General features: G+C 72.0%; 17 protein-coding genes and 1 pseudogene. 4 read left to right on the top strand and 14 right to left on the bottom strand.

Annotated elements, in window-relative coordinates; genetic code table 11:
• Positions 1-51: 51 nt before the first annotated feature.
• The gene (locus ADK65_RS21745) at positions 52-1,107 is read right to left on the bottom strand and encodes an aldo/keto reductase (protein WP_053672009.1); all 1,056 of its coding nucleotides are present in this window, start codon (positions 1,105-1,107) and stop codon (positions 52-54) included.
• Between the two features lie 103 nt (positions 1,108-1,210).
• On the opposite strand from ADK65_RS21745, the gene ADK65_RS21740 reads away from it, so the two are divergent.
• A complete protein-coding gene (locus tag ADK65_RS21740; RefSeq protein ID WP_053672008.1) occupies positions 1,211-1,837 on the top strand; it encodes a TetR/AcrR family transcriptional regulator in 627 nt (208 codons plus the stop codon).
• A 24-nt stretch (positions 1,838-1,861) separates the two neighbouring features.
• Here the strand turns inward: ADK65_RS21740 and ADK65_RS21735 are convergent, their stop codons facing one another.
• The 5 genes from ADK65_RS21735 to ADK65_RS21715 all read right to left on the bottom strand — a co-directional run bounded on the left by ADK65_RS21735 (position 1,862) and on the right by ADK65_RS21715 (position 6,788).
• Positions 1,862-3,046: a winged helix DNA-binding domain-containing protein gene (locus ADK65_RS21735; RefSeq protein ID WP_053672007.1), complete on the bottom strand. Its 1,185-nt coding sequence runs from the start codon at positions 3,044-3,046 to the stop codon at positions 1,862-1,864.
• A 76-nt stretch (positions 3,047-3,122) separates the two neighbouring features.
• Positions 3,123-4,745 carry an alpha/beta fold hydrolase gene (locus tag ADK65_RS21730; protein WP_053672006.1) on the bottom strand — a complete coding sequence of 541 codons (1,623 nt, stop codon included), beginning with the start codon at positions 4,743-4,745 and terminating at the stop codon, positions 3,123-3,125.
• Positions 4,746-4,810: 65 nt separating this feature from the next.
• Positions 4,811-5,395, bottom strand: a complete 585-nt coding sequence (gene pspAB / locus ADK65_RS21725) for a PspA-associated protein PspAB (RefSeq protein WP_053672005.1) — start codon at positions 5,393-5,395, stop codon at positions 4,811-4,813.
• Between the two features lie 7 nt (positions 5,396-5,402).
• Positions 5,403-6,320, bottom strand: a complete 918-nt coding sequence (htpX, locus tag ADK65_RS21720; protein ID WP_053672004.1) for a zinc metalloprotease HtpX — start codon at positions 6,318-6,320, stop codon at positions 5,403-5,405.
• A 96-nt stretch (positions 6,321-6,416) separates the two neighbouring features.
• Complete coding sequence (locus ADK65_RS21715) at positions 6,417-6,788, bottom strand: signal peptidase I (RefSeq protein WP_053672003.1); 372 nt, start codon at positions 6,786-6,788, stop codon at positions 6,417-6,419.
• A 32-nt stretch (positions 6,789-6,820) separates the two neighbouring features.
• Between ADK65_RS21715 and ADK65_RS21710 the strand changes: the two are divergent.
• Positions 6,821-7,535: pseudogene (locus tag ADK65_RS21710) on the top strand (GNAT family N-acetyltransferase); the annotation flags it as partial.
• On the opposite strand, the gene ADK65_RS21705 reads toward ADK65_RS21710, so the two are convergent.
• Positions 7,513-7,779 carry a hypothetical protein gene (locus ADK65_RS21705; protein ID WP_053672002.1) on the bottom strand — a complete coding sequence of 89 codons (267 nt, stop codon included), beginning with the start codon at positions 7,777-7,779 and terminating at the stop codon, positions 7,513-7,515. The pseudogene ADK65_RS21710 and the gene ADK65_RS21705 sit on opposite strands and share 23 nt — an antisense overlap.
• Positions 7,780-7,888: 109 nt before the next feature.
• Positions 7,889-9,298 carry a type I glutamate--ammonia ligase gene (glnA, locus tag ADK65_RS21700; protein WP_053672001.1) on the bottom strand — a complete coding sequence of 470 codons (1,410 nt, stop codon included), beginning with the start codon at positions 9,296-9,298 and terminating at the stop codon, positions 7,889-7,891.
• A gap of 210 nt (positions 9,299-9,508) precedes the next feature.
• On the opposite strand from glnA, the gene ADK65_RS21695 reads away from it, so the two are divergent.
• On the top strand, positions 9,509-9,976 hold the full coding sequence (locus tag ADK65_RS21695) for an RDD family protein (protein ID WP_053672000.1): 468 nt from the start codon (positions 9,509-9,511) through the stop codon (positions 9,974-9,976).
• A 113-nt stretch (positions 9,977-10,089) separates the two neighbouring features.
• Here ADK65_RS21695 and ADK65_RS21690 read toward each other — a convergent pair whose 3' ends face one another.
• The 4 genes from ADK65_RS21690 to lipB form a co-directional block, all read right to left on the bottom strand.
• A complete protein-coding gene (locus ADK65_RS21690) occupies positions 10,090-10,791 on the bottom strand; it encodes a DUF4191 domain-containing protein (protein ID WP_053671999.1) in 702 nt (233 codons plus the stop codon).
• A 75-nt stretch (positions 10,792-10,866) separates the two neighbouring features.
• Positions 10,867-11,079 carry a hypothetical protein gene (locus ADK65_RS21685; protein WP_053671998.1) on the bottom strand — a complete coding sequence of 71 codons (213 nt, stop codon included), beginning with the start codon at positions 11,077-11,079 and terminating at the stop codon, positions 10,867-10,869.
• Between the two features lie 261 nt (positions 11,080-11,340).
• On the bottom strand, positions 11,341-12,330 hold the full coding sequence (gene lipA / locus ADK65_RS21680; RefSeq protein ID WP_053671997.1) for a lipoyl synthase: 990 nt from the start codon (positions 12,328-12,330) through the stop codon (positions 11,341-11,343).
• 102 nt (positions 12,331-12,432) lie between these two features.
• Positions 12,433-13,233 carry a lipoyl(octanoyl) transferase LipB gene (lipB, locus tag ADK65_RS21675; RefSeq protein WP_053671996.1) on the bottom strand — a complete coding sequence of 267 codons (801 nt, stop codon included), beginning with the start codon at positions 13,231-13,233 and terminating at the stop codon, positions 12,433-12,435.
• 238 nt (positions 13,234-13,471) lie between these two features.
• Here lipB and ADK65_RS21670 point away from each other — a divergent pair, with 238 nt between their 5' ends.
• Positions 13,472-14,950: a hypothetical protein gene (locus tag ADK65_RS21670; protein WP_053671995.1), complete on the top strand. Its 1,479-nt coding sequence runs from the start codon at positions 13,472-13,474 to the stop codon at positions 14,948-14,950.
• 76 nt (positions 14,951-15,026) lie between these two features.
• Here ADK65_RS21670 and ADK65_RS21665 read toward each other — a convergent pair whose 3' ends face one another.
• Both ADK65_RS21665 and ADK65_RS21660 read right to left on the bottom strand, forming a co-directional pair.
• Positions 15,027-16,433: an NAD(P)/FAD-dependent oxidoreductase gene (locus ADK65_RS21665; RefSeq protein ID WP_053671994.1), complete on the bottom strand. Its 1,407-nt coding sequence runs from the start codon at positions 16,431-16,433 to the stop codon at positions 15,027-15,029.
• 436 nt (positions 16,434-16,869) lie between these two features.
• Positions 16,870-17,772: a TIGR01777 family oxidoreductase gene (locus ADK65_RS21660; protein WP_053671993.1), complete on the bottom strand. Its 903-nt coding sequence runs from the start codon at positions 17,770-17,772 to the stop codon at positions 16,870-16,872.
• Between the last annotated feature and the right edge of the window lie 11 nt (positions 17,773-17,783).

The raw sequence follows: 17,783 nt of genomic DNA, 5'->3' as shown, positions 1-17,783 counted from the left end.
CCGCTCCGATCGAGCGCCGGGCACCCCGGTGACGGGGCGCCCGGCGCTCGATCATGCCGCCCTGCCCGGTGCCGTGAACACCGGCGGGTTCAGCCGGGCGAAGCCCTCCTGCCGCTCGTAGGGGAAGTACGGATACGGCGCCGGGCGGTGGCTCGCCGCGTCGAGCTTCGCCACCTGCTCGGGGGTGAGGCTCCAGCCGACGGCGCCGAGGTTCTGGCGCAGCTGCCGCTCGTCCCGGGCGCCGATGAGGACGGAGGACACGGTCGGCCGCTGGAGCAGCCAGTTCAGGGCGATCTGCGGCACCGCCTTGCCCGTCTCCTCCGCGATCTCCTCCAGTGCGTCGACGACGTCGTAGAGGTGCTCGTCGCAGACGGGCGGGCCGAATTCGGCGGTGCGGTGCAGCCGGCTGTCGGGCGGGAGCGGGGTGCCGCGTCGGACCTTGCCGGTCAGGCGCCCCCAGCCGAGCGGGCTCCAGACGATCGCGCCGAGGCCCTGGTCGAGGGCGAGCGGCAGCAGCTCCCACTCGTAGTCACGGCCGATCAGGGAGTAGTACACCTGGTGCGCCACGTAGCGCGGACGGCCGTGTCGCTCGGCGGCCGCGAGGGACTTCATCACCTGCCAGCCGGAGAAGTTGGAGACGCCGGTGTAGCGCACCTTGCCCGCCCGGACCAGCGAGTCGAGCGCGGACAGCACCTCTTCGACCGGCGTACCGGCGTCGAAGGCGTGCAGCTGGAAGAGGTCGATGTGGTCCGTGCCGAGGCGACGCAGGGCGTCCTCGCAGGCGCGGACCAGCCGGGAACGGGACGAGCCCGCGTCGCCCGGTCCGTCACCCGTCGGCAGGCTCGTCTTGGTGGAGACGATCACCTGGTCACGCCGGCCCTTGAGGGCCTCTCCGAGCACTTCCTCGGAGGCGCCGGCGGAGTAGACGTCGGCGGTGTCGAACATCGTGATCCCGGCGTCCAGGCAGATGTCCACCAGGCGACGCGCCTCCTGTGCGTCGGTGGTGCCCCACGCGCCGAAGAGCGGCCCCCGCCCGCCGAAGGTGCCGGCTCCGAAGCTCAGTGCCGGGACCATGAGCCCGGATGCGCCCAATCGCCTGTACTCCATTGCGAACCCCTCTCGGCAGCGACCCTTCGTTAATGGGCCTGTGGTTCCGTTAGTGGTCACTAAAGTAGCAGGGTGAGGTCGCTAATGGAACAGGAGTGCCGTTATGGCTGACGGGGGCGAACCGGGGACCGTACGGCCCGGAGGGCGCACGGCGCGGGTGCGCGAGGCCGTGCTGCGAGCGGCCGAGGACGCCCTGACCGAGCAGGGCTTCAGCGGCCTCGACCTGGCCGACATCGCTCGCCGCGCCGGTGTGGGCAAGACGACCGTCTACCGTCGCTGGGGGACGGTGGCCGCACTGGTGGCCGACCTCCTCCAGGACATGGCCGAGCAGTCCGCGCCGCGCACCGAGACCGGCTCACTGCTCGGTGACCTGACGGCCAACGCCCGCCTCGTGCAGCGCACACTGACGGACCCACGGCAGGGGCCGCTGTTCAAGGCGCTGATCGCCGCCGCGGCCGGCGACGCGAGGACGGCCGAGGCACTGCACCGCTTCTACGACATCCGCGTCAGGGAGTGGGCCCCCTGTGTCCGCCAGGCGGTCGACCGGGGCGAGGCGCCCGAAGGCACCGACGCGCACGAGGTGATCCGCGCGGTGTCCGCCCCGCTGTACTACCGCCTGCTGATCAGTGGGGACCGGCTCGACGAGGCCACGGCCACCCGGGCCGCCGAGGTCGCGGCGACGGCGGCGCGAGCGGGCGTGTACGTCGTGGGCCGGGGGAGGAAGACCTGAGGGGCACTGCCTGGGGCGCTGATCTCAGCCCGCTGCCAGTTCCTTCTCCAGCGGCGTGCGGAAGCGCGGCGTGACCCTGGTCGTGCCCAGCCAGCCGGTCAGCCGCTCCGCCTCCGACTCGATCGCCGCGCGGGCGTCCCGTCCGACACCCTCCTCCTCCAGGATCCGCCAGACGATCTCCCCGTCCGGCCGCTGCGCCCAGCCGCCCACCACCCGCCCGTTCCACCACACCGTCGGTCCCACGTTGCCGCTGCCGTCGAACAGCCGGGGCCGCAGCCGAGGGCCGAGGAACCAGTCGCGCTGCTGCCACCCCATCGCCGTCGGATCGAGACCGGGCAGCAGTGCGGCCCAGGGTTCGTCGGGTGACAGCACCGGGCCCGTGTCGCCCTCGGCCACATAGGCGGTGCCCTCGTCCAGCGACACCGCCTCCGCCCCGATCGCGGCCAGCGCCCTGCGCACCTCGGTCACACGCCACCCGGTCCACCACTTCAGATCGGCCTCCGTCGCCGGACCGCACGCGGCGAGCCACCGTCCCAGCAGCTCCGCCTGCGCCTCCGCGACATCCAGATCCGGGTGCTCGGGCGCCACGGCCCAGCGGAACCGGCTCGACGTCCACGAGCCGAGCGGCCGCCCGCGGACGACCTTCCCTTCCACGCCCAGCACCTTCAGCAGCCGCGTCGAGACCGTGTGCACCCCCTCGTAGCTCTTCCCGGCCGCGTACACGAACTGCTCCCGCAGACGCGGCTCGTCCGCGGCGAGTTCGGCCGCCGTCGCCTGCCCGCGCCGGGCGAGCGCCGCCAGCGTCGACTCCTCGACCTCCTTCAGCCAGGCCGCGTCCGGCGCACCGGCCGTCACCATGTGCTTGAGCAGCGAGGCCCTCTCCCGGGCGGCGACGGCCAGCCCCGTCGAGGCGTGCACGACGGCGGTCAGGGTGGTGGGGAACACGAACACCGTATGGCGCATGCCATGCATCCGCACCAGGTGACGGTCCTCGTACAAGGCCCGCTCGGTCTCCTCCACCGTCCTCGCGGGGTCGGCGAGCCGCGCGCCCACCGCGAGGTACACCGTCGCCGGGTCGGTGCCGTGCAGCGCGACCAGGGAACCGGCGACCTCCTCGGGCGTCTGCGCCCGCGCCCGCCCGGCCAGCCGCTGCCGCAGCGCGAGCCGGGCCCGCCGCTCCGCCACGCCGATGTACCGCTGCGCACCCATGACGGCCTCCGCTCGTTGTGTCCTTCCGCCCGACGGCATCATCGCGGACGACACCGACATCACCCCGCCGAACCCCTCAGGCGTACCGCTCCAGCAGCCCCGCCACATACGCCTCCAGCCTGACGCCCAGCACCTCCGGCGTCAGATCCGACCGCCCCAGCTCCCGCCACGGACCCGCGAGCTTCGCCGCGTCGGGTACGTAGGCCAGCGCGTCGAGCAGCCGCCAGTACAGATGGTCAGTGCCGTCGGCCAGGCGCCGCCCGCCCCGTGCCTCGTAGCGCTCCCGGAAGGCGAGACCCCACTCCGGCCCGTGCAGCAGCGCGAGTGCCGTGGAACAGTGGGCGACGTCCAGGTCGGCCGGTCCCCACGAGGTCTCCACCCAGTCGACGACCCCGCTGATCCGCAGACCGGCCCCCGACCCCGTGAACAGCACGTTCCCGGGGTGGAAGTCCCGGTGCAGGAAGCAGCCGTCGTAGGGCGGGGGAGTGCGGCCGATGACGTCCACGGCCCGTTCCCACCCTGGTGGCACCGCCGCCGGAGAGGTCCACGCCTGGTACGTCCGCGGACGCTCCCGGGGCACGACCCGGTGGATCCGCGCCAGCTGAGCCGCGAGCAGGTCCACCCGGACATCGAGGTCCTGCTCGTCGACCCGGACGCGGCCGGGCAGGACGGACATCAGCAGGGACGGATGGTCGCAGTGCTCGGCCGTCGCGTCGACGCCGATCAGCTCGGGGGCCGGTACGCCCTCCTGCTCCTCCAGCAGCGTGAGCACCTCCGCCTCGCGGGCCAGCAGCCCGGGCGCGTGCCGCCGGAAGAAGGGCTTCACGAAGGTCCGCAACGCCAGTTCGCTGCCGTCGTCAAGGGTGAGCCGCCGCATCTGGGCGCTCCAGCCACCGGTCAGAAAGGACGACTTGTCGACGGTACGGCCTTCGGGAAGCTGCTTGGTCACCCACCCGCGGGTCGCCGTCCAGCCCTGCTCCCCGAGCCCGGTCAGCAACGCCGTGACGCACGCGCGCCGGTCGCCGGGGTGATCACGGAACCACAGGCCCAAGCGGTGCCCGGCGTCCGGGAGTTCCCGGTGGGTGAACTGCGCGCGACGGGCCAGCGCCTCGGAGACGGCCTCCGTCACGGCGGGCGGGATGACCTCGTCCGTGCCGGGCACGACCAGCACCGCCCGCCCCTCGTACGCCCGCAGCACGTCGAGAGCGGGGGAGGAGCGCCAGCTCCCGGGGCGGCGGATGATCTCGCTGAACCGTCCGTCCCCCGCGCCGAACGGCACGTCCCACGCCTCGCCCGCGTACACGGCCGGTGCGCACAGCCCCAAGGCCGCGACCCGGTCACCGTAGTGCCGCACGAGGTCCGCCACCGTCTGGCCGCTCATGCTGAACCCGACCAGGACCAGCGGCGCGTCCCCCCGCACGCGGGCGTCGACGACGGAGACGGCCTGCTCGAAACGGCGGCGCAGGCTCAGCTGCGTCAGCAGCCCGGTGCTCTCCCCGTGCCCCGAGAAGTCGAAGGCGACGGCGTGGCAGCCGTGGGCGGCGAACTCCGTCAGCCACGGCACCAGTCGCTCCTTGCTGCCGTTGCCCGCGCCGTGCAGCAGGACGGCCGCCGCCCGGGCCTGCGCACCGTCGCCGGTGGACAGCCCGTCGAGCCGTTCGCCGCCGACGACGTGGGTGAAGGGGATCAGCTCGCTCATCCGGCCATTCACTCACGCGCCCCACGGCCCGTGCAGGGGGGCGGCCCAAGGCCCGTGAGGGGCTTTCACAATCCCGGCGCCCCCCACACCGGGAACCAGCGGCCCAGGTCCTGCTCGATGCGCAGATCACCGGCGAGCGCCGCCCGCACCTGCAGTTCGAGGCCGTTGTCGCGCCGCTGCGTCCCGTCCGGCAGGGGTGCGAAAGGATAGAAGGTACCGCGCTTGTAGAGGTAGACAAGGGCGAGCCGCCGGCCTGAGGGGTCCTCGAACCCGGCCAGCGAGCACAGCAGTTGGGGCCCGAACCCGTTGACCTCCATCTGGCTGTTCACGGCGTGCAGGTCGTTCACGAGGGCGGGGAGCCGGTCGGGGGCACGGCGTGAGACCAGCCAGGAGTAGCCGTAGTCGTCCTGCCGCAGCTCCACCGGCGGTCCGTCGCGGTCGACGTCGGCGTCCAGCAGCGCCTGCACTTCGCGGTGGGACTGCTCGAAGGCCGCGCCCTCGACCGAGGCGAAACACACCGCGCCCTGCCCGGTCGGCGTGAAGCCGGCCGCCGCCTCCAGGGTCACGGCCGCCGACGGCAGCGCGAAGAGCCGGTCGAGATCCGGCACGACCGGTTTCGTCCGGCCGAGCAGGATGTCCAGCAGCCCCATCCGCCGATCACCCCCCTCCCGGTGGCGCCGCCTCGCCCAGCTCGGCCGAGATCCGGCCCAGCTGGTCGAGCCGCTGCTCCAGGCTCGGGTGGGTCGAGAAGAGCCGTGCGACACCGGGCTCACGGCCCAGCGCCGGCGTGAAGTAGAAGGCGTTGAATGCCTGGGCCGTGCGCAGGTCCTTGCTCGGGATACGGGCGATGTCGCCGGTGACCTTGGTGAGCGCGGAGGCAAGCGCCGAGGGACGGCCGGTGAGCAGGGCAGCGGACCGGTCCGCTGCCAGCTCCCGGTACCGGGAAAGAGCCCGGATCAACAGGAAGCTCAGCGCGTACACGGCGGCCGACACGCCCATCACCGCGGCGAAGACCGCAGCCGTGTTCTGGTCCCTCCTGCCGCCGCCGAACAGCTGCGAGTAGAAGGCGAACCGCACGAGCAGCCCGGCGATCACCCCGAGGAACGAGGCGACCGTGATCACGGCGACGTCCTTGTGCGCCACGTGCGACAGCTCGTGGGCGAGGACGCCCTCCAGCTCGGCCGGCTCCAGCCGCCGCAGCAGCCCGGTCGTCACACACACCACCGCGTGATCGGGGTTCCGCCCGGTCGCGAACGCGTTCGGCATGTCCATCCCGGACACGGCGACCACCGGCTTGGGCATGTCGGCGACGGCACACAGCCGGTCCACGACGCCATGCAACTCGGGGTACTCGTCCCGCTCCACGACCCGCCCGCGCATGGCGTACAGCGCGATCCGATCGGAGAACCAGTACTGCGAGCCGAGCAGCGCCGCCGCGATCACCACGACCAGCACCCACGACTTCAGCAGCACGATCAACGCGGCGACGAACCCCACGTACAACAGTCCGAGCAGGAACAGCGTGATCCCCATCCGGGTGGTCAACCGCCGGTCGCTCCGGAAGCGGCTGTGCATCTGCCTCACCCCGCAGTCACGCACTCGTCCCACCGCCAGTGTGCACCGGCCCCGCTCATGAACGGGTCGTGCACGTCCCCAGAGCGGGCAAAGGCGTCACGCGCCCGAGGCCACGGCGTAGCCCGGCACGGACGGCCAGCGCACCGTCAGCACGACCGACTCCTCCTCGGCGACCCACGAGTGATCGACGCCGCGCCCCCACACGACGTAGTCCCCCTGCCGCTCCAGCAGCACACTGCGTCCCGGCAGCTCCACCCGGAACCGCCCGCTGATCAGCACGAGCAGCGCGGTACGCGCCTCACCCCGCACCCACTGCGCCCGCTCGTCACCCGGGGGATGCACACCCCACTTGATCTCGACGTCCTCACTGTGCCGCGGATCCCCGGCGTCCTTGAAATGCCCGAGAATCCAGCCCCGGTCCAGGGCGGCGTCCACACCGGCGTTGCCCACGTACACACGATCATCCACGGGGCCGGACGCTAACAGCCGCCACATCCAGGTTGCTGGACGGCCCCGAGCTGCTGCGGCTGACGACGGCACCGGACGTCCGCCAGGACGAGGAGCCGGCGCGGCATCAGGTGGCGGACCTGACCGAGCCGGAGCGCGGGGTGCTGAAGGCGGGCGAGGCGTACGTCGAAGGGTCCGTCGATTCGCCGGTCCAGGAGCTGCTGCGAGAGAAGGGCTGGAGCATCGACGCGCCCTGGACGCCGCTGCGCCGCGACCTTGACGGAGCCGGTGGGGGAGCCGGGCGTGCGGATCGAGGTGATCGGGCCGGAGCAGGCGTACGTGCGGGCCGCCGTACAGCGGGCGTCGTTCGGCAGGTCCACGTTCACGGAGGACCACTGGCACGCGATGGCTGCCGGAGTGCCGTACGCCGACGCCCGGTGTCTGGTCGCGTACGACGCCCGGGGCGACGCCGTCGCGACGGTGACGGTGTGGTCGGCGGGTCCGGGGAAGCCCGGGGTGCTCGAGCCGATGGGCGTGCGCCGGGACCATCGCGGGCAGGGCCACGGCAAAGCGATCAGCGTCGCCGCGGCCGCCGCCCTGCGTGAGCTGGGCTCGTCGAGCGCGCTCGTGTGCATCCCGAGCTCCAACACCGCCGCCGTCGCAACCTACCGGGCGGCCGGCTTCGGGACCCTCCCCGAGGTCAGGGGCCGACGCCGTGACGCGAGCTCGTCCCTGCGGTCCGGATCTAGTAGGGCGCCCGGAAGTTGATGTACCCCAGCAGCACGATCACCGCCGCCAGACAGCCCAGCACCACGACGGTCGAGACCCAGGGGGAGCGGCGACGGGAGCCGACGTGCTCGGGGTCGGCACGGAACGGCACCGGCCCGGGCGGGTCGTGCTTCCAGCGCGCAGCGAGCATGCGGGCCCGCGCGGAGGGCTCCTTGTGCTCGGCTCCGTCCGCCCATCTGAGGTCGAACTCGCGTTCCTGGTCGTCCTGTTCGTGCTCGGGCATTCCCATCCACCCCCGTGTGGTCCTGCCCCAAGAATAGAACACACGCCCGCGCCCCCGCCGTCGTGACGACAGCGGGGGCGCGGGCGGTGATGCCTCGATCAGGCGTCGATCACACGTCGAAGTACAGCTCGAACTCGTGCGGGTGCGGACGCAGCTGCAGCGGCGCGATCTCGTTCGTGCGCTTGTAGTCGATCCACGTCTCGATCAGGTCCGGCGTGAAGACGTCGCCCGCGAGCAGGAACTCGTGGTCGGCCTCCAGGCGGTCGAGGACGGCCGGGAGGGAGGTCGGCACCTGCGCGACGCTCGCGTGCTCCTCGGGAGCCAGCTCGTAGAGGTCCTTGTCGATCGGCTCGGCCGGCTCGATCTTGTTCTTGATGCCGTCGAGGCCCGCGAGGAGGAGGGCCGAGAAGGCGAGGTATGGGTTGCCGGAGGAGTCGGGCGCGCGGAACTCGACGCGCTTGGCCTTCGGGTTGGAGCCCGTGATCGGGATGCGCATCGCCGCGGAGCGGTTGCGCTGCGAGTACACCAGGTTGATCGGCGCCTCGAAGCCCGGGACCAGACGGTGGTAGGAGTTCACCGTCGGGTTGGTGAAGGCCAGCAGCGACGGGGCGTGCTTGAGGATGCCGCCGATGTAGTAGCGGGCGGTGTCCGACAGGCCCGCGTAGCCGGCCTCGTCGTAGAAGAGCGGCTGGCCGCCGGTCCACAGCGACTGGTGGACGTGCATGCCCGAGCCGTTGTCACCGAAGATCGGCTTCGGCATGAAGGTCGCGGTCTTGCCGTTCTGCCACGCCACGTTCTTCACGATGTACTTGAAGAGCTGCAGGTCGTCGGCCGCGGCGAGCAGCGTGTTGAACTTGTAGTTGATCTCCGCCTGGCCGGCGGTGCCCACCTCGTGGTGCTGGCGCTCGACCTGGAGGCCGGACGCGGCCAGCTGGAGGGAGATCTCGGCACGCAGGTCGGCGAAGTGGTCGACCGGCGGGGTCGGGAAGTAGCCGCCCTTGTAGCGGACCTTGTAACCACGGTTGTTCTCGACCGCACCGGTGTTCCAGGCGCCGGCCTCGGAGTCGATGTGGTAGAAGCTCTCGTTCGCCGAGGTGGCGAAGCGGACCGAGTCGAAGACGTAGAACTCGGCCTCGGGACCGAAGTACGCCGTGTCGGCGATGCCGGTCGACGCGAGGTAGGCCTCGGCCTTCTTCGCCACGTTGCGCGGGTCACGGGAGTACTGCTCGCCCGTGATCGGGTCGTGGATGAAGAAGTTGATGTTGACCGTCTTGTCGCGGCGGAACGGGTCGACCCGGGCGGTCGACAGGTCCGCGCGCAGCGCCATGTCGGACTCGTGGATGGCCTGGAAGCCGCGGATCGAGGAGCCGTCGAAGGCCAGCTCCTCGGCCGGGTCGAAGGCCGATGCGGGGATCGTGAAGTGCTGCATCACGCCCGGCAGGTCGCAGAAGCGGACGTCGATGAACTTGACGTCCTCGTCCGCGATGAACTTCTTGGCCTCGTCGGCGTTCTGGAACATCCAGCTCCTCCTACTCCCGACCGTCCCGCCGGGGTGGTAGTTCGTTCGTGCTGCCAGTGCGGGTGGCACACGCTGACCTCGACCCTAGGGACGGGTGGTTTCTCGGGCGTGACTCATTTGTTTCGCACAAGTTAACCGGCTCACCCTCCACCGTAGCCCGGACACACCCCGCCATGCCCTGGTCATTTACGGGCGCAGTACCGTGGACGGGTGGACAACAGGCAAGCACTCGGATCGTGGCTCTCCGGGCCCCGCGCGGCCGCGGAAGAGGCCGGTGTCGACTTCGGATACCGGGGCGAGCAGCTCGGTCTGCCCGAGGAGGGGCCCGGCTCGATCGCCCGCCCGGGCCGCCGGATCGGGGCCCTCGCCCTCGACTGGGGCCTGTGTCTCCTGATCGCATACGGTCTCATCACGCAGAGTTACAACGAGGCGGCGCAGACCTGGGCGCCGCTCATCATGTTCGTGCTGATGGTCCTCACCCTCGGCACGGTCGGCTTCACCCCCGGCAAGCGCCTGCTCGGCCTGCGGGTGCTGGCCCTGGACACCGGCCGGGTCAGCCCCTGGCGCGCCGCCCTGCGCACGGTCCTGCTCTTCCTCGCGATCCCCGCGCTGATCTGGGACCGCGACGGCCGGGGCCTGCACGACCGGCTGGCCGGCACGGTCGAGGTCCGCATCTGAGCGAAGCGCGAACCGGCCGACACGGACCGGCGAGAACGAGTCGGCACGGCCGACATGAACGAGGGGCGCCCGGTGTGATCCGGGCGCCCCTCGTTCATGTCGTGTGCGGGGTGTCAGCGAGCCTTCGGCCCGCCCTTCGGCAGGCGCATTCCCTTGGGCATCGGGCCCTTCGGCAGCGGCATGTTGCTCATCAGGTCACCGAGCGCGCGCAGCCGGTCGTTGGTGGCCGTGACCTGCGGGCCGGTCAGTACGCGCGGGAGCTTCAGCATGGTCGTCCGCAGCTTCTTCAGCTCGACCTGGCCCTCGCCCGTGCCCACGACCAGGTCGTGCACCGGGACGTCCGCGACGATGCGGTTCATCTTCCGCTTCTCGGCGGCCAGGAGGGTCTTCACCCGGTTCGGGTTGCCCTCGGCGACCAGGACGATGCCGGCCTTGCCGACGGCGCGGTGCACCACGTCCTGGTTGCGGTTCATCGCCACCGCGGGGGTCGTCGTCCAGCCCCGGCCGATGTTGTCGAGCACCGCCGCCGCGGCACCGGGCTGTCCCTCCATCTGCCCGAAGGCGGCCCGCTCGGCCCGGCGCCCGAACACGATCGCCGACGCGAGGAAGGCGAGCAGGAGGCCCAGGATGCCGAGATAGATGGGGTGACCGATCAAGAAACCGATCGCGAGGAAGACACCGAAGGTGACGATTCCGACTGCCGCGAGTACAAGACCGATCTTCTTGTCGGCCCTGCGGGTCATCTTGTAGGTCAGGGCGATCTGCTTCAGTCGCCCGGCATTCGCAGCGTCCGCTGCAGGTTCCTTCCTCGCCATGCCACGAAGTCTACGTGGCCCCACAAGCCCCGACGACGGCAGTGCCCGCGGGTGCCCCTGGGGGAGGGCCCGGAGTCAGGGGCGGACGGAGCGGACGGACAGGGACTGCTCGATGACGCGCTGCGTCTCGACCCGGTCCTTGGCACGACGGCGGTCCTCCAGCACGGAGGTCCAGGCGTTGCGGCGGGCCGTGCGCTGACCGCTGCTCATCAGCAGCGACTCGACGGCGCGCAGGGCGGTCGTGAAGGACGGGATCGCGGTGGCGCGGACGGGCGGCGCGGCCTGCATGGGTGAGGTCCCCCCTCGGGTGCGGGTGTACGTGCTGTGAGTCCAGCGTTACTGATTGGTGTTACCAGTGCGTGACCGGCCGGTCAAACACCCATGAAGGGCCGGCGGGGACCGGTGGAACGCCGACGCGGTCCTGACATGTGCCCTCATCTGCGAGGACGTCAGGACCGCGTCGAATCGGCCGCTACCGGCGAGTAGTCTCTTGTGCGCGAATTCACACGCTTGTCTCGCCCCTTGGTGGGCAGGGGCGGTGACGGTTCGTCAGACGGCCTGCGCCGCGACGTGCCCGTCCTCCTGCCGCGGAGCGGCCGAATGGCGCTGCTCCATGGCCATCTGGTACAGCCGCCCGGCCCGGTACGACGAGCGCACCAGCGGCCCGGACATCACACCGGAGAAGCCGATCTGCTCGGCCTCCTCCTTGAGCTCCACGAACTCGTGCGGCTTGACCCAGCGCTCCACCGGGTGGTGGCGCACCGAGGGCCGCAGGTACTGCGTGATGGTGACGAGCTCGCAGCCCGCCTCGTGCAGCTGCCTCAGCGCGTCGCTGACCTCCTCGCGGGTCTCGCCCATGCCGAGGATCAGGTTCGACTTGGTGACCAGGCCGTAGTCGCGCGCCTCGGTGATCACCTTCAGGGAGCGCTCGTAGCGGAAGCCGGGGCGGATGCGCTTGAAGATCCGCGGGACCGTCTCGACGTTGTGCGCGAAGACCTCGGGCCGGGAGGAGAAGACCTCCGCCAGCTGCTCGGGGACCGCGTTGAAGTCGGGGGCCAGCAGCTCGACCTTGGTGCGTCCGTCCGCGCGCCCCTCGGTCTGCTGGTGGATCTGGCGCACGGTCTCGGCGTACAGCCAGGCGCCGCCGTCCTCCAGGTCGTCGCGGGCGACGCCGGTGATCGTGGCGTAGTTCAGGTCCATCGTGACCACGGACTCGCCGACGCGGCGGGGCTCGTCGCGGTCGAGCGCCTCGGGCTTGCCGGTGTCGATCTGGCAGAAGTCACAGCGCCGGGTGCACTGGTCGCCGCCGATGAGGAAGGTCGCCTCGCGGTCCTCCCAGCACTCGTAGATGTTGGGGCAGCCGGCTTCCTGGCAGACCGTGTGCAGGCCCTCGCTCTTCACGAGCTTCTGCATCGCGGTGTACTCGGGACCCATTTTCGCCCGGGTCTTGATCCACTCGGGCTTGCGCTCGATGGGGGTCTGGCTGTTGCGGACCTCCAGGCGCAGCATCTTGCGTCCGTCGGGTGCGACTGCGGACACGACCGGCTCCCTAGCGATTGATTCTTCGGCGTCCTCAAGGGTACGCCCGTTGATTTGAATGCCTGTGTGGGCGCTACCCCTCCAGCCCCGCCACGGGCTCTTTTATGCCGCCGGGGTCTTCTCGATCTCCCGCGGCTTCGGCTCCGCGTTCTCCAGGACCTCCCGCAGATGGCGCTCCGCCACCGGCAGAACCTCCTCGATGGTGACGTCCCGGCCGAGCTCTCCGGCCAGCGAGGCCACGCCCGCGTCGCGGATGCCGCAGGGGATGATCCGGTCGAACCACTTGTTGTCGGGGTTCACGTTGAGCGCGAAGCCGTGCATGGTCACGCCCTTGGCCACCCGGATGCCGATCGCCGCGATCTTGCGGTCCTCGCGGCGCTGGCCCGCGTTGGACGGCGCGTACTCCGGGCCGTTCATGCGCGGGTCGAACTCCTCGTCGTGCAGCCGGGGGTCGAAGTCCAGCGACAGCCCTCCGGGTGCGGGGCGCTGCTCGACCGGGTCGCCCAGGATCCACACGCCGCTGCGGCCCTCGACGCGGCTCGTCTCCAGGCCGAAATCCGCGCAGACGCGGATCAGGGCCTCTTCCAGGCGGCGTACGTGCGCCACGACGTCCACCGGCCGCGGGAGCTTCTGGATGGGGTAGCCCACCAGCTGGCCCGGGCCGTGCCAGGTGATCTTGCCGCCGCGGTCCACGTCGATGACGGGCGTGCCGTCCAGCGGCCGCTCGTCGTCCGCCGTGCGCCGGCCGGCCGTGTAGACCGGAGGGTGCTCCAGGAGCAGCACGGTGTCGGGGATCTCGTCCGCGAAGCGCGCCGCGTGCACCCGGCGCTGCTCGTCCCACGCCTCCTGGTACTCGACGGCCTCGTCACCGAACCCCATGCGGACGAACCGCAACTCACTCACGGCAAGCGCCTCCCTCGGACGGGTGTGTCAGGCACGTAAAGCGCCCAAGCCACTGTACGTCCGGCCCGGACACGTCAGTCCCGGGGGCAATCCTCACACGATCGGATGAATGTCCGTGAAAGTGTGTGATGGGGCGCTTACTCTCCGCTACATTCGCGCCGTTCGGCAAGGCATAAGGCCTGCTCACAGGCAATCCGCGCACATCACGAAGGCCGGAAGGCAGGAGACCGCACCGCAGATGACGGAACGACCCGCGCAGCGCACCCCCAACCGACAGCTCGCCGCGCTCATCGCAGAAGCGGGGTTCTCCAACGCGGGACTCGCCCGTCGCGTGGACCAGCTCGGTCTCGAACACGGGCTTGATCTGAGATACGACAAGACATCCGTCACCCGATGGCTGCGCGGCCAGCAGCCGAGGGGCACCACGCCGGCCCTGATCGCCGAGGTCTTCACCCGGCGCCTGGGCCGGCGCCTCACCGCCCAGGACCTGGGCCTGGACGCCTGTGCCCCCGTCTACGCGGGGCTGGAGTTCGCCGCCACCCCCGAGGAGGCCGTCGACATCGTCAGCGGGCTGTGGCGCAAGGACTCCGGCAGTCACGCGGAGCTCCGCAAGATCGCCTTCACCCCGGCCGGGCTCGTCGTGCCCAGCCGGGACTGGCTGATCGGGCGGGCCGACGAGAAGGTCGCCCGGGGCGAGACGCCCGTGTCCCGCATCCCGGCGCAGGGCCGCCCCGCCCTGCGCCCCACGGCCACCGCCGAGCAGGGCGCCCCGTCCCTGTCCCGCAGGCGCGGCCAGGCCGAACGGGGACCCGGTCAGAAGGTCACCGCCGGCGACATCGCCGCCCTGCGCTCGGTCGGCGAACTGTTCCGCACCCTCGACGACGCCTACGGAGGCGGCCACGCCCGCCAGGCCCTCGTGCGCTACCTGGAGCACGAGTGCGAGCCCATGCTGCGCGGCACCTACGGCGAGCAGACCGGCCGCCGGCTGTTCGGGGCCGCCGCGGACCTGACCCGGCTCGCCGGCTGGACCTCGTACGACATCGCCGCGCACGGCCTCGCCCAGCGCTACTTCGTGCAGGCGCTGCGGCTGTCCCAGGCGGCCGGGGACCGCACGTACGGGGCCTACGTGCTGGTCACCATGAGCCGCCAGGCCGTCTACCTCGGACACGGGCGGGAGGCCGTCCAGCTCGCCCGAGTGGCCCAGCAGGGCGTCGGCACCTCCGGACCGCCCGTCGTCCAGTCCCTGCTGCACGCCTCCGAGGCGCGCGGGCACGGGGTGCTCGGAGAGGTCCGGGCCTGCACCGCCGCCCTGGTCCGGGCCGAACGCGCCCTGGAGACCGCCCGGCCCGGCGACGACGTGCCGCACTGGGCGCGGTTCTTCGACGAGGCCCAGCTCGCCGACGAGTTCGGCCACTGCCACCGCGACCTGCAGCAGTTCCGTGCCGCCGCCCAGCACGCCGAGCGCTCCCTCCAGCTGCGGGCCCCCTCCTACGCCCGCAGCCGCCTCTTCTGTCGTGTGGTCCTCGCCACCGCCCGCCTGGGCCTCGGCGAACTCGACCAGGCGTGCCAGCTCGCCGCCGAGGCGGCGGGCCAGGCGGCCGAGATGCGCTCGGTGCGGGCGGTGGAGTACGTGAGGGACTTCGAGCGCCGCCTGGAGCCGTACAAGGACGCGGCTCCGGTGCGTAATTACCGCGACAAGGTGGCGGCCCTTCTGTAGGGGCGCGGGGCTGTGTCGATGTGCGGCTCCGCCGCGTGAGCGTGAACAACCCCCACGCCCGCAGCCGACGAGTCACCTACGCAGCCCGCGGCACAGTCGGCAGCGGATCGGCGACATGCATCGACCGCCCCGCCCCCAGGTCCGCCAGAATCGCCGCCGAAGCCCGATGCCCCGAGTGCAACGCCCCCTGGACCGTGCTGGTGTCGCGGTGATCCCCGCACACGTACAGCCCGGCGATCAACCGCACCGGCCGCCGCAGATCATGCGGCGGCCGCATCGCCGGCACCGCCTCCACCGTTCGGTGCACGGCCAGCGTCTCCCACCGGGCCGTCGACACCCCGTACAACCGCGCCAGATGCATGCGCACGGCCGTGTCGACGTCCCCGGGGGGCCGCCCGAGCACCGTCGACGACACCAGTGACCGCCCCGCCGGCGCCCGGGTGGGGTCGACGTGGCTGACCACCGCCGTGTGCGCGACCGGTCCGCCGAGATCGGCGTCGAGCAACAGCGACGCGCCCGTCGCCGGTGGCTCGTCGGTCGTGTGGTGCACCACGGTCACCGGGTGGAACTCCGGTACCCGCAGCCCGGGCAGCAGCTCGGCGGCGGCGCGTGCGCCCGTCGCCACCAGAACCGCCCGGCACCGGATCTCACCGTGCTCCGCGGTGGTCACCGAGGTCGTCGAGACGGAGGTGACGCGCACACCGGTGCGCACCGTGCCCTGCGGCAGCGTCCGAGCCAGCTGCTCGGGCAGAGCCTCCGCACCACCCTCCGGCAGGCACAACCTCCCCCGGGCGAAGGCGCGCAGCGCGAGGTCCGCGCACCGGCTGGACGTGGTCAGGCCCGGGTCGCACAGCAGGGAGGCGAGCAGCGGACGCAGGAAGCCGTCGATCGTACGGGCGGGCAGTCCGCGTGCCGCCAGGGCCTGGCCGGCGGGCAACTCCGGGCGGGCCAGCAGGCGTTCGGCCGGTGTGCCCGCCAGCCGCGTCAGGGCGGCGCCGAGCCGGGCCTGGTCGACGGCCGTGCCCAGCGGAGCGCCGGGCCGGCTGCGGGGGACCGAGACCTGCCGGCCGGGCACGGCCACCGGCCTCCGGGGCGGCCTGGGCGTGGACGGCGACCGGGGCGCACTCGCCAGCGCGCGTACGGCGTGCAGTGCGCCCCTTGCGCCCCCAGAACCCGGCTGGACGCCGGCACGGTGGTGGCGTCCGTCGCCGTGCAGCAGGACACCGGGCGCGAAGGGCCGCAGCACCAGCCCGTCGAGACCGGGTGTCAGTCGTAGTTCCGGATACGCCGTGGACAGCAACTGGCCGATCCTGTCGAGCCGGAAGCCGTCGACTTTCTCCGTCGCCATGCGGCCGCCGACCCCGTGGGCGGCCTCCAGGACCATGGTCGTCACTCCTGCGCTGGTCAGCCGGTGCGCGGCCGAGAGTCCGGCGACCCCGGCCCCCACGACGACCACGTCCGCCTGGTACGCGGGCTCAAGCACGTGCCCCTCCTCGAGGTTGCGCGGGCGCTGGAGACGTCATGCCCTCAACAGGCCGCAGGGATACGCGAGTTCTGGTCGAGGGTAGGACCGTGATCGGTCATCGGGAGTCGCGCATCGACAGGGCACGGTCGCACGGCGGTCGCATTCGGACGCCTTGTGGGCATCAAGTGGTCGCAGGAGGCTGGTGTGCGGCTCGGGGAGGTGTCTGGGAACGGCCGGTCGGATCCCGGACAGACGGCCGGTGCGCGCTTGCCGGGGTCAGGACGGGTGGCCGGTGTGCGTCGATCGAGGCAGGTGGGTCGGCGGCCCGGTGTGCGTCGGCTGAGCCTCCGGGCAGGCGCTCGGCGTGTGCCGGCCGGGTCCCGGACGGGCGGTCCGGTGGGCGTGGCCGGTGGGCCCGCTCCCCGGTCCCGGTCCCGGACCCGGTGGCGAGGCGTCACAGGGCCGCCCTGATCGCTCCCTCGATCTCCGGGAAGGCGAACCGGAAGCCCGATTCCAGCAGCCGGGCGGGCAGCACCCGGGCACTGCCCAGGACGTCCCCGGCCATCTCGCCCAGCACGGTCCGCAGGACACCCGCGGGCACCGGGAACAGGGTCGGGCGGTGCAGCACGCGCCCCATCGCCGCCGTGATCTCACGATTCGTCACGGGGTTCGGCGCGGTGATGTTGAACGGCCCCGACAGACCGTCGGTCTCGATCAGGTGCCGGATCGCGGCGACCTCGTCGTGCAGCGCGACGAACGACCAGTACTGCCGCCCGTCGCCCATCCGCCCGCCGGCCCCCGCCAGGAACAGCGGGAACAGCCGCCCCCAGGCGCCGCCCTGCCGGGAGACGACCAGGCCGGTGCGGGTGAACACCGTGCGCACACCGGCCGCCTGGGCGGGTGCGGTGGCCCCCTCCCACTCGACGCACAGCGCGGGCAGGAAACCCTCTCCCGCGGGCGCGCTCTCGTCGACCGCGCGCTGTCCGGTCTCGCCGTAGTAACCGATGGCGCTGCCGTTCACGAAGACCCGTGGGCGGTCCTGCGCGTCCAGCGACGCGACCGCCTCGGCGAGAGCCGCCGTGCCGTTCACCCGGCTGTCGCGGATCCGCCGCTTGTAGGCATCCGTCCAGCGCCGGTCGCCGACCCCGGCCCCGGCCAGGTTCACCACCGCGTGGCACCCGGCGAGCCCGGCCGCGTCCACCCGCCCGGCCTCGGGGTCCCAGCGGATCTCCCCGGCCGAGCGGGGCGTGCCGCGCACCAGGCGCCGCACCTCGTGTCCGTCGGCGGTCAGGGACCGAACGAGGGCGCTGCCGATGAGCCCGGACGCACCCGCGACCGCGAATCTTGAATGTTCCATAAACCAATCCT

The sequence above is a fragment of the Streptomyces sp. NRRL B-1140 genome (genome assembly GCF_001280065.1).
Classification (GTDB): domain Bacteria; phylum Actinomycetota; class Actinomycetes; order Streptomycetales; family Streptomycetaceae; genus Streptomyces.
Note: the sequence above shows the minus strand (reverse complement) of the source record. Positions and strands in the feature narration are given on the sequence as shown.